This window comes from Gordonia insulae (assembly GCF_003855095.1).
Lineage (GTDB): Bacteria > Actinomycetota > Actinomycetes > Mycobacteriales > Mycobacteriaceae > Gordonia > Gordonia insulae.
Map to the genome: position 1 here is coordinate 3,952,314 of NZ_CP033972.1, position 10,489 is coordinate 3,962,802.

The following is a 10,489-nucleotide window of genomic DNA, read 5'->3' on the forward strand; positions in this document are numbered from 1 at the left end:
ACCGGCGCACACATCGAGACCACTGACTCCTGCGGGGAGTAGTCAACGAAAGGAACCATCACGCATGGCTCACCAACCCAAACGCGCGTCACGCCACCGGCACGAGACCGACGAGCGACGCGTGCCGTTGCGGATGACCGTGACATCGGCGGCGCTGGCAGCGACGATCGCGACCGGTCTGGGGGCCGGTATGGCACAGGCGGTCCCCGAGCAGGGCGGCACAAGCCCGAGTGACACCGCGCCGCAGCAAGGCGGCACCACACCGGACGCACCTGCTCCTCAGCAGGGGGGCACCACGCCCACGCCAGAGGTGGCACCTGCGTACAACCCGGGCCCGGGTTCGATTCCGGCTCCGCCGCAGGAAGCGCCGTACCAACCGTATGTGGAACCCGGGACCTACACTGCGCCGTCGTACGACAACGCCTATAACCCGGTGCCGAATCGTCCCCTGACCGCACCACGGCCCACCGCCCCGGTCCGGCCGATCGCGCCGCCGCCCGAGAAGATCCGTGTCGGCAACTTCGTCACGGAGATCCCGAAGGGGATGTCGAAGAAGGACGTCAACTCGATCAACGCTTGGTCGGCGTACGGCGAGGCGAAGATCGCTCAAGGGTTGATCTCGGTCGGGGTGCCCGAGGATGAGGCGTCACGCCAGGCGGCATCGACCATCATCGGAGTGATGACCGGCGGCACCGCCGGCGCTGTGACGCTGGGCATTCCGGCTGCGGTGCTGGGTGGCGTCGGGGGCGCTGTTATCGGTACCGGCGTTGGGGCCGTTGCGGGAGCGATCTATAACGGCGTCATCTTCTCTCCATTTGCCGCTACCCCTGCATATCCGGGATTGATCGGATTGGGAGCCGCCGCCGGAGCTGGTATCGGACTAGCGGCCGGCGGCGCGATCGGTGCTATTGGCGTCGGTGCAGCGGGTGCTGCCGTCGGCGCAGCGGTCGGCGGCACTGCGGGTGGTGCGCTTGCGTACGCTCTCGGCGCCGGCGATCCCGGTGCCCATCCCGATGAGCCTTGGAAGCAGGGCGGGCCCCACGCTCCGAAGGCGAAGCCACTCCCGAATCCCGGTGCCAATCAGTTCGAGTTCACCTTGGCCGCAGACGAAGCGCGCAAGTCCGGCCTTCCTCCTGTCGAGTACGTCGTCAACAACCGCGGCGACGTCAACGTGCAGGTGGGTTCTGCGAAGGCGCATTGGTCGGTGGAGCAGGCGTTGGCACCGTACGGATTGCTGGGTGGCGGCGCGAAGCAGGGCGAGAAGTCGGCGCGCGACTACACCAAGCAGCACAGTAAACAACTGGAGTCCGCGGCGCCAGGCTCGGAGGTCGCGTGGCCACAGGAAGCCAGATAATTCGCGGCCTCCCGGATGAACCGACGCTCCTCACCGAGTCGGAGCAATGATGTTCAATCGAAAGCTCAGTGCGCTAGCCGTGGTCGTCGTCATGGGAGCGATGACCTGGCTGGGAGCGGGCACAGCATCGGCTGAGCCCCAGCTGCCGCGGCTGACGACAGCGTTCACCGACAACGTCGGAACCCTCGGAGATCATGACTCCTGTCGGGGTGCGTTCAACGTCGGAATGGTGACGCCGAAGGGCAAGCGAGGCATCGTGCGATTCACTCTCACGTCGTTCGGCTTCACGGGCGACGGTGCGGGCTGGAGACGCGATCCGCGGTGTCGGTTCCTGGTCAATATCAGCTCCACAAGCGGCAAAGCCTATGCGCGACAGACCTTCTTCAAAGTCTCGTTCGGTTCACGAAAGGGAGAGAAGGTGGTTCGCGATATCCATACCGGTTCCGGCCTGGCCCTACTCACGATCGCAACATTTGCGTCAATTACCAAGGCCAGGGTGCCGCAAGGCTACGGCAACACCATGTACACGGTGATTCCCTGACTCGAATCGATTTGAATTGTGGCGCATGTGCTGTCGGTGATCCGCGATCCGGTACACCGAACAGCACGAAGTGTGCTCCTCGACAATGGCGGAAACTCCGCATGTGTGTCGCTACGGGTGACTTGCAAGAACTGCCGGCCAGCCCATGACTTTCGACGGAGGATCCACTCGTCAGTAGACTAAGCGCGGCAAGCGGACGCGATGGCCGTGCCCGTGACCATCGAACAGCACGAGACCTTCGAGAGTGACGATGAGCGAGGACGCGCAGAGCCAGCAGCCTGATCCGATCCATCCGCCGAACACGGCTGAGCGCAGCGTGGTTGTGTGCGGAACAGCGGGTGGCGTCGGCGCTTCGGTGGTTTCGGCGTTATTGGCTGAGTACCGGGCAGCAAGGTCACTCGGGGGTGCGTCGTGGTGGGTGGACGCCGCCGGCAACGATGGCGACCTGCATCAGCGCCTGCGCGCTACGGGCGACCAAGCGCTCCTGCGGACGGCTTCCGGCACCGGACTGCTTCCGGCGCCCGACGCAGCCGTGACCGACGTTGTTCTGCATTCCTGGCGCTTCGGAGCAGTCCCTGTCGTAGACGCAGGTGCCCGACCATTGACCGTACTGAGCGAGCTCGAGGCCACCGAACTGCAGAGCGTCACACCAGTTCTCGTGGCGGCCCCCAGACCCGATCTCCTGAATCGTGCGCGCGAGATATTCACAGAGTGGGACCATGCCGGTGTGCTGGGACGCACAATTGTCGTGATCTGCTGCCAGGTACCGACATTGAATCACCAGGCGCTGACAGACATGCTGATCGACGTGGTGTCGGGCAAAGTCGCCGGAGTGATCGGACTCGACTACGAGCCCGTACTGGGAGACGGAACAGCGGTCGACACTGGGGCACAGGAACGCTTCTCACAGTCGACGTGGGGATCGTTGGAACAACTCGCTGCGCTCACCAGGCATACCCACACCCGGGCGCCGATATGAGCGCTGGCACCAGGCAGGCGTGGCAGCAACCTATCAGCTGACGCGATCAGGGAAATAGCGTGTAGTTGCTTGTCGGAAAAGCGATTCCGTTACCGACGTATGACAGGACATGGAGTCCTGAACTGGGTCGAATCATCTGCCGCACGGGCTTGCCGCCCCGTCGCCAGTGAATGCACGTGGTGTGTAGGTCACGAAGGCCTTTCCCGGTGCTCTGCGGTCGACGGTGATGCCGACATGGATTGCGGCCTCGGCAACCGCTGTTTCCGCCGACAGCCCAGACGTCTTCGCTGTACTGGCTTATTCGCGGCGCGGGCGTCAGGGAACGATGAGGTAATTTGCCGATCCCACGCTCGTACCTGTTCCGCCGACGACGATTTGGTGCAGTCCGGAGCCGGGTGTGACGGTTAGTCGGATCTGGCGCCCGCCGCGGGGTCCTGCCGTGACCGTGCGCTCCCATTGTGGCGTCGACCTAAAGAAGTCGACGACGACCTTGCTGCGGATCTTGCAGACCGGATTCCTTTGCCACCCTGGTCCGTCACCGACAAATGCGCGTGGGGTGAGGGTGATGAATGCTTTCCCCGGCTGTTGTTGATCGACCTGGATGCCGACGTGGATGGCTCCGCGGCATCCGTTGTTGGCGCCGACCGACCAGATGTCTTGGGAGTACTGGCTGATTCGGGGAGCTTCGTATGGCCGGGCGTTCGCCGCGCCCGTCCCGACGATCGACACCACGATCAACGCAACGGCACTGCAGACGAGCACTAGGGATCGACGGAACACGTCAGTCCTTTCGGATCGATTCTGGCGAGGCGTCGCCCGGTTCGACCGCAACCGTATCGAACACGATTCATCCATGAGGAACCGCACCCGCTCAACAGAGTTCGCTGTCGTCTACCCGAACGACAGTGACCCCGAAGCGGTTCGAGCTGCTAGGAGCCCTGACCCGCGATCCAGAAGTACGTGATCAACGCGAGCACGAAGACCACCACGTACAGCCAGCCGAGCCAGATGGCAACGCGTGCAAATGGTTCACCGAGCTCGCGGGTTCGGGCGATGCTCGACCGCGCACGGTAGCCGAGGTAGAGGCCGATCGGCGCGGTGATCCCCAGGATGGAGAGGACCAGAGCCCAGATCGCGGTGCGGTTGGTCGGACGGCGAGATGCTGCAGCGGTACGGGACGGCCGGGCGGCCTCGGAACGGCTGCGTGGCGGCACGGGTTCCTCCGGAACAGCTTCGTCGATGGTGGTTGTCGCCGAGTAGGCCCGCGGACGATCGGCGTCGTTGTCCTCGGCCCGGTCGTCCGTCGTCGAGGGATCGATCGGTTCGAAGTCGTCTGGTGGCCCGAGGAACGGCTCCGGCCGCGCGACGCGGCTGGTCTCCTGGTCGGCACCGGGCTCGCCCGGGGTGCGGGTGGTGGGTTGGTTCGGTGCGTCGGCGGGACGCGGCATCGATGCGGCCCGGGTGGGTGCGGCACTCGGCGCAGGGCTTCCGGGGCCGGCGGCACGCGGAGGACCGCCGGGAGGCCGTCCGGGACGACCCGGCGGTGGCGGACGCTGGCCGGGGGGCGGTCGGTAGCCGGGAGGCGGGGGACCGCCGCGGCGTGGCGGCGGCGAGTTCCGAGCGCCGGGAGGTGCCGTGTTCCACGGCGGAACGCCTGCACCGGGAGCTCCGCCGGGCGGCGGGGGATTACCGCGAGGAGCGGGACCGGGACCACCGGGTCCGCGTGGCGGGACGTTCCGAGGTGGAGGACCGCCCGGACCGGGCGCGCCGGACTGAGGTGGTCGGGGGGCGGGCCTTCCCGGTGGGGGAGCATTGCCCGAGGTGCGGGGCGGTCCGGAGGTCGGCGGCGGTGGCGAACCGGGTGCGGTGACCGGAGCGGTGGGGCGACGCTCCCACGGTGCGGACACCGGCATGTTCGTCGAGGCCGCTGACCCGTCGTCGTCGGCCCCGCTCTCGGGAGGGCCCGAATCGGCGGGTCGGCGCGAGCTGTCGTCGGAGGTCACCATTACAAATTACCGTTGCGGGCGCGCAGACCGCGCCGCTACCGGTGGCTGATCGGTCGTGGGTACCGGGCCGCGGTCCGTGTCACGAGGTCGCCGACGTCGCGTCACCGCGGTGTGCGTTGAGTTCTTCGACGCGCGGGATCGTGGCCGACACCGTCGGTGGCTCGCGGCGAGAGCGGCGCACGACGACCACTGCGACCGCGGTCGCGAGCAACGAGGCCAGCACCGACACCGCGGTCCACACGTACTTGTTCGACATGCCCACCAGCGTGCCAGCCGGACAGACCACCTGTCACCTCGGGTCCACGGCGTCACCGTCGGCCGACGTCCCGTTTGTTCGCGGAGGGCCGAGCCCCGATCGCCGTACAAGTGGTTGGATGGACATGTGACTACTCAGAAGCAGACCGCGACACTTCACACCAACCGCGGCGACATCGTTGTCGAACTCTTCGGCAACCACGCGCCCAAGACGGTGGCCAATTTCACCGGCCTCGCCGACGGCTCCAAGGAGTACAGCCAGCCGAACGCATCCGGCGGCAACAGCGGCCCGTTCTACGACGGCTCGGTCTTCCACCGCGTCATCGAGGGCTTCATGATCCAGGGCGGCGACCCCACCGGAACCGGCCGTGGCGGCCCCGGGTATCAGTTCGCCGACGAGTTCCACCCGGAGCTGCAGTTCGATCGCCCGTACCTGCTGGCGATGGCCAACGCCGGCCCGGGCACCAACGGCTCGCAGTTCTTCATCACCGTCGGCCCCACCCCGCACCTGAACCGCAAGCACAGCATCTTCGGTGAGGTCGTCGACCCCGAGTCGCAGAAGATCGTCGACGCCATCGCGACGACCTCCACCGACCGCGCCGATCGCCCGCTCGACGAGGTCGTCATCCAGAAGATCGAACTCAACTGACCGGGCCGCACCACCCCGGTCCGCAGTACACCGCCGGTCCGCCGGCGGTGTGCTTCCGGCATCCCGACCGCCCGACCGGCCTGTCCTGCAGCCGGTGCGGGCGGCCGGCGTGCCCGGAGTGCCTGCGTTCGGCTGCCGTCGGCCAGCACTGCGTCGAGTGCCTGCGCAACGACGGTGTGCAGAGGGCGGCGGTACGGCCGACCTTCGGTGATCGCGGCATCAGTCCGATGGTCGCCAAGCCGATGGTGGCGTCGCGGCCATATGCGACCTACGGGCTGATCGGGATCAACCTGATCATCTTCGCCGTCTGCGTCTTGCAGGCGCGGGGCTTCGAGATGGTGCGCTCGCAGCTGTTCGTCGACTGGGCCCTGGTCAAACCGTGGGTCGCCGACGGCGAGTATTGGCGGCTGTTCACCGCGGGCTTCCTGCACTTCTCCGTGACCCACATCGCGGTCAACATGATCTCGCTCTACGTGCTGGGCCGCGACCTCGAGATCGCCATCGGCATCCCGCGCTACCTCGCCGTGTATTTCACCGCGCTACTCGGCGGCAGTGCGGCGGTGATGGCGCTCGGTTCGGGTACGGCCATCAACGCCGGCGCCTCGGGGGCGATCTACGGTCTGATGGGTGCGGTTCTCGTGGTCGTGCTGAAGGCGCGGGTGTCGCCGGTCCCGGTGATCTCGATCATCGCGCTCAACCTGGTCCTGTCGATCACGATCCCCAACATCTCGCTGCTCGCCCACGTCGGCGGTCTCGTCTTCGGCGCCGCCGCAACCGCGGGGATCATCTTTCTCCCGCAGTGGGTGTTGCCGCAGGAACGTCGCACCGCGACCTCGGTCGCCCGGGTCGGATGGATCGCGGTGGCCGTGCTGCTCGTCGCGGCGGTGGCCGTCAGCGTCGGTGTCGGAATCTCCTACGCGAACACCCACATCCTCGTCGGGTAGCGGCCCCGGCGGGCCAGGCGGCTAGGCGCGCTGGTCGTCGACGACGAACCCGGCGCGACGGAGTTCGTCTGCGACGTCGCTGAGGTCGGCTCCGAGGTCCCAGCGACCGAACACCACGAGCCGGGTGTCGTCGCGCAGACCGTCTACGATCGCCGTCGTCGGCGCATCATCGTTCAGAAAGTCGAACTCGAGCTGACCGGTGCGCCGGCCGATGCGTCGAAAGTCCAGCAGGCGGATCCGCTCGATGCGATCGCGCGGATACGTGTGGGTGCCGCCGAGGGAACGGATCACCACGGCCGGCTGTCCGTCGAGGCTCGTCACGGCCAGTCGCGGCCGGATCACCAACGCGTGCGCCGCGAAACCCAACAGCATCAGTCCGGCGATCCCCATGAGCACCAGTCCGGCCGGGTCCGAGGCCGCGATCACGGCTGCGACCAGCAGGATCACGCCCCCGACGGCCAGCGCGCCACCGGCCGCACGAGACGGCGACCACGCCCATGTGGACACAGAGGCAGAGTTATCCACAGGGATTACTCACAGTGGGGATGGATTACACACATGTGATTTCCACAGTGTGGATGAATTACACACATGTGAGTAGACCGGTCAGCGCCACCGCATCGTCATCAACAGACCCACCACCATCAGGGCGAATCCGATCAAGAAGTTCCACGGGCCGAGGTTGTACATCCAGTGCAACGCCTTGCCCTCGGCGCCGAGTGCCGACGGGGTCGCCACGAGATAGAACACGATGAGCCAGGCGAGTCCGAGCAGCATCAGGCCGAGCATGATCCAGACGTAGATGTTGCTCGACGGCCCGGCCTTCACCTTCACCGGCGTACGGCTGGCCGGATTGATGGTGTAGTCGGTCTTCTTCCGGACTTTTGACTTCGGCATGACTTCCTCTGTAGTGCTGAACAGCTCATCGGGCTGTCGGTCGGCGCGGCGGTGCCGGGAGGGTCAACACCGGTACTCGGCGATCCGCCGCTCTCGCAAGAACTCCTGTCTACGGTATCTCACCAGGTCGCCGACCCGACAACGTCGCGGCGACCAGCACGTTCCGCACCTGGGAAAACCGCGTGTCCCGGCCCCGGTCACCCGCGGTAGCCTGACGGGGTGAATCAGCCGTCTGCGCACGTGGGAGCCGGATCGACCACCGGCCGCATCCTGGTCATCGACAACTACGACAGCTTCGTCTACAACCTGGTCCAGTACCTCGGCCAGCTCGGCGTCGAGGCCGTGGTGTGGCGCAACGACGACCCGCAGCTCGACGACCCGGCCGCAGCGGTCGAGGGATTCGACGGCGTACTCCTCAGTCCGGGTCCGGGCACGCCGCAGCGCGCGGGCGTGACCATCCCGATGGTCGGCGTGGCGCGCGACCGTGGCACCCCGCTCCTCGGCGTCTGCCTCGGTCACCAGGCGATCGGCGCGGCCTTCGGGGGCACCGTCGACCGGGCACCCGAACTTCTGCACGGCAAGACGTCGCAGGTGTTCCACGACGGCGGCGGTGTGCTCGCCGGCCTGCCTGACCCGTTCACCGCGACGCGCTATCACTCATTGACCGTGCTGCCCGAGACGATCCCCGACGAATTGATCGTCACCGGCCGCACCGAATCCGGCATCGTGATGGCGATGAGGCATCGCGAGCTGCCCATCCATGGCGTGCAGTTCCACCCGGAGAGCGTCCTCACCCAGGGCGGTCATCGCATGCTCGCCAACTGGCTGGCGGTGTGCGGCGTCGACGTCCCGGAGTCGAGGGTCGCCGTCCTCGAATCCGAGATGGCCGAAGCGATCGGCTGACCGCACACCGACCGTCAGCCGGGTAACAGACTGCCCTGGCCGACCACGATCGACACCGAGCCGTCCTTGCGTACCCGCGACCCGGGGGCCGGGCTCTGGCCGATGACCTTGCCGTCATCGGGGCTGGTGATCGGCACGTTGCGGCTCGATCGGGTGAGTGTGGTGTCCTCCCAGCCGGCCCCGGCGAGAGTGCCCCGGGCCTGCGCCGGCGTCTGACCGCGCAGGTTGGGCATCACGAACATGTTGCCGCGGGACACCACGATCTGGATCGTGCTGCCCTGCTCCACCGTGACGCCGCCGTCGGGGGAACTGCTCACCACGCGACCGGCCGGCAACTCGGAGTCACCGGCGACGGTGACCACGCGGAGGCCGACCTGCTCGAGCACCGTGCGGGCGGCATCCTCGGTCTGCCCGGTGACGTCGGGCACGGTGATCTCCTTGGGTCCGTTGCCCACATGCACGACGACGGCGCCGTTCACCGGCGCCTCGGCTCCGGTCGGCGGCGTGGTGTTGACCACCTTGTCCTTCAGCTCACCGGTCGAGTCCACCCGATCGGTCTTCACATTCGAGAAACCGAGGACCCGCAGCGCCTCGGTCGCCTCGTCCGGCATCTTTCCGCGCAGGTCGGGCATCTTGTGGCGTTGTGGACCGGTCGAGATGTACAGCGTGATCTCCGACCCCTCCGACGCCAGCACGTTCTCGGCGGGCGTCGACCGGGTCGCCGATCCCGCAGCGACGTCGAGGCTGGGTTCGTCGAGCTGTTTCACCCGGAATCCGGCCTTCTCGAGACTGTCGCGCGCCTGCGTCGACGGCTGACCCACCACAGTGGGCACCGGCACCTGCCGCGCGACGTCGGAACCCCACGGCGACCACAACAGCAGTCCGGCCACCAGCACCACCACCGCCGCGACAGCACCGATCACCAGTCCGCGCATGCGTCGGCGGGGGGTCGATGCGTCATCGTCGCCGTCGGGATCGCGACGATGCGACGTGACGGGACGTCGGGGGCCGGAATCGGTCAGTGCCCGACGCGGGCCGCTGTCCATGAACTCGGTGCGGTCCTCGTCGGACAGCAGCATGGGCGCCGACGGCTTGCCCCCGGCGAGCACCTTGATCAGGTCGGATCGCAGATCGGCGGCCGACTGATAGCGGTTGGCCGGGTTCTTGCTCATCGCCTTGAGGACCACCGAATCCAGCTCGCGCGGGATCTCCGGCCGGATCGACGACGGCCACGGCGGATCCTCGTGCACGTGCTGGTGTGCGACGGCGACCGGGGAGTCGCCGGTGAACGGTGGCTCGCCGGTCATCAGTTCGAACAGCACGCAGCCCATCGAGTAGATGTCGCTGCGCGGATCGACCTTGATGCCGCGTGCCTGCTCGGGCGAGAGGTACTGCGCGGTACCCATCACCGCGGACGTCTGCGTCATCGTCGACGTCGAATCGCTCATCGCCCGGGCGATGCCGAAGTCCATCACCTTGACCGCGCCGGCCTTGTCGATCATCACGTTGGCCGGTTTCATGTCGCGGTGCACGATTCCGTTGCGATGGGAGAAGTCCATCGCGGCGGCGACGTCGGCCATCCACGTCATCGCCTGCCGCGGTGACACCGGGCCGTTCGACCGCAGGACATCGCGCAACGTCTCGCCGTCGACGTACTCCATCACGATGAACGGCAGCGGACCGTCGGGCGTCTCGGCCTCGCCGGTGTCGAAGACCTGCACGATCGTCGGATGGTTCAGCTTGGCGGCGTTCTGCGCCTCGCGCCGGAATCGCAGATAGAACGTGGGGTCGCGGGCCAGATCGGCGCGCAACACCTTGACCGCGACGTCACGATGCAGTCGGAGATCGCGCGCGAAATGCACCTCCGACATTCCGCCGAAGCCGAGTGTCTCGCCGAGCTCATAGCGATCGGACAGATGGTGGGGCGTCGACATCACCGTGCGCTCACCATCTTTCGCTGT

12 protein-coding genes are annotated in these 10,489 nt (G+C 67.0%); 6 read left to right on the forward strand and 6 right to left on the reverse strand.

Annotation, left to right across the window (positions count from 1 at the left end):
- Nucleotides 1-64: 64 nt before the first annotated feature.
- From D7316_RS17960 to D7316_RS17970, 3 genes are all read left to right on the forward strand, one after another.
- Nucleotides 65-1,354 carry a hypothetical protein gene (locus D7316_RS17960; RefSeq protein ID WP_124709464.1) on the forward strand — a complete coding sequence of 430 codons (1,290 nt, stop codon included), beginning with the start codon at nt 65-67 and terminating at the stop codon, nt 1,352-1,354.
- Between the two features lie 46 nt (nt 1,355-1,400).
- The gene (locus tag D7316_RS17965; RefSeq protein ID WP_124709465.1) at nt 1,401-1,895 is read left to right on the forward strand and encodes an enoyl-CoA hydratase; all 495 of its coding nucleotides are present in this window, start codon (nt 1,401-1,403) and stop codon (nt 1,893-1,895) included.
- 250 nt (nt 1,896-2,145) lie between these two features.
- Nucleotides 2,146-2,874 carry a hypothetical protein gene (locus tag D7316_RS17970; RefSeq protein ID WP_124709466.1) on the forward strand — a complete coding sequence of 243 codons (729 nt, stop codon included), beginning with the start codon at nt 2,146-2,148 and terminating at the stop codon, nt 2,872-2,874.
- 315 nt (nt 2,875-3,189) lie between these two features.
- Here D7316_RS17970 and D7316_RS17975 read toward each other — a convergent pair whose 3' ends face one another.
- From D7316_RS17975 to D7316_RS27185, 3 genes are all read right to left on the reverse strand, one after another.
- On the reverse strand, nt 3,190-3,654 hold the full coding sequence (locus D7316_RS17975) for a hypothetical protein (RefSeq protein ID WP_124709467.1): 465 nt from the start codon (nt 3,652-3,654) through the stop codon (nt 3,190-3,192).
- Between the two features lie 149 nt (nt 3,655-3,803).
- Nucleotides 3,804-4,322, reverse strand: a complete 519-nt coding sequence (locus D7316_RS17980) for a DUF4190 domain-containing protein (RefSeq protein WP_124709468.1) — start codon at nt 4,320-4,322, stop codon at nt 3,804-3,806.
- Between the two features lie 637 nt (nt 4,323-4,959).
- Nucleotides 4,960-5,136 carry a hypothetical protein gene (locus tag D7316_RS27185; protein WP_164473812.1) on the reverse strand — a complete coding sequence of 59 codons (177 nt, stop codon included), beginning with the start codon at nt 5,134-5,136 and terminating at the stop codon, nt 4,960-4,962.
- 126 nt (nt 5,137-5,262) lie between these two features.
- Between D7316_RS27185 and D7316_RS17985 the strand changes: the two genes are divergently transcribed.
- The gene (locus tag D7316_RS17985; protein WP_124709469.1) at nt 5,263-5,784 is read left to right on the forward strand and encodes a peptidylprolyl isomerase; all 522 of its coding nucleotides are present in this window, start codon (nt 5,263-5,265) and stop codon (nt 5,782-5,784) included.
- A gap of 176 nt (nt 5,785-5,960) precedes the next feature.
- Nucleotides 5,961-6,728: a rhomboid family intramembrane serine protease gene (locus D7316_RS17990; protein WP_232016960.1), complete on the forward strand. Its 768-nt coding sequence runs from the start codon at nt 5,961-5,963 to the stop codon at nt 6,726-6,728.
- Nucleotides 6,729-6,749: 21 nt separating this feature from the next.
- Here D7316_RS17990 and D7316_RS17995 read toward each other — a convergent pair whose 3' ends face one another.
- Both D7316_RS17995 and crgA read right to left on the reverse strand, forming a co-directional pair.
- A complete protein-coding gene (locus tag D7316_RS17995) occupies nt 6,750-7,253 on the reverse strand; it encodes a PH domain-containing protein (RefSeq protein ID WP_124709471.1) in 504 nt (167 codons plus the stop codon).
- A gap of 81 nt (nt 7,254-7,334) precedes the next feature.
- Nucleotides 7,335-7,625: a cell division protein CrgA gene (gene crgA, locus D7316_RS18000; protein WP_124709472.1), complete on the reverse strand. Its 291-nt coding sequence runs from the start codon at nt 7,623-7,625 to the stop codon at nt 7,335-7,337.
- Nucleotides 7,626-7,844: 219 nt separating this feature from the next.
- Between crgA and D7316_RS18005 the strand changes: the two genes are divergently transcribed.
- Nucleotides 7,845-8,528 carry an aminodeoxychorismate/anthranilate synthase component II gene (locus D7316_RS18005; RefSeq protein ID WP_124709473.1) on the forward strand — a complete coding sequence of 228 codons (684 nt, stop codon included), beginning with the start codon at nt 7,845-7,847 and terminating at the stop codon, nt 8,526-8,528.
- Nucleotides 8,529-8,542: 14 nt separating this feature from the next.
- Here the strand turns inward: D7316_RS18005 and pknB are convergent, their stop codons facing one another.
- Nucleotides 8,543-10,462, reverse strand: coding sequence for a Stk1 family PASTA domain-containing Ser/Thr kinase (gene pknB, locus D7316_RS18010; RefSeq protein ID WP_124709474.1), 1,920 nt, complete (start codon nt 10,460-10,462; stop codon nt 8,543-8,545).
- Nucleotides 10,463-10,489: the final 27 nt, after the last annotated feature.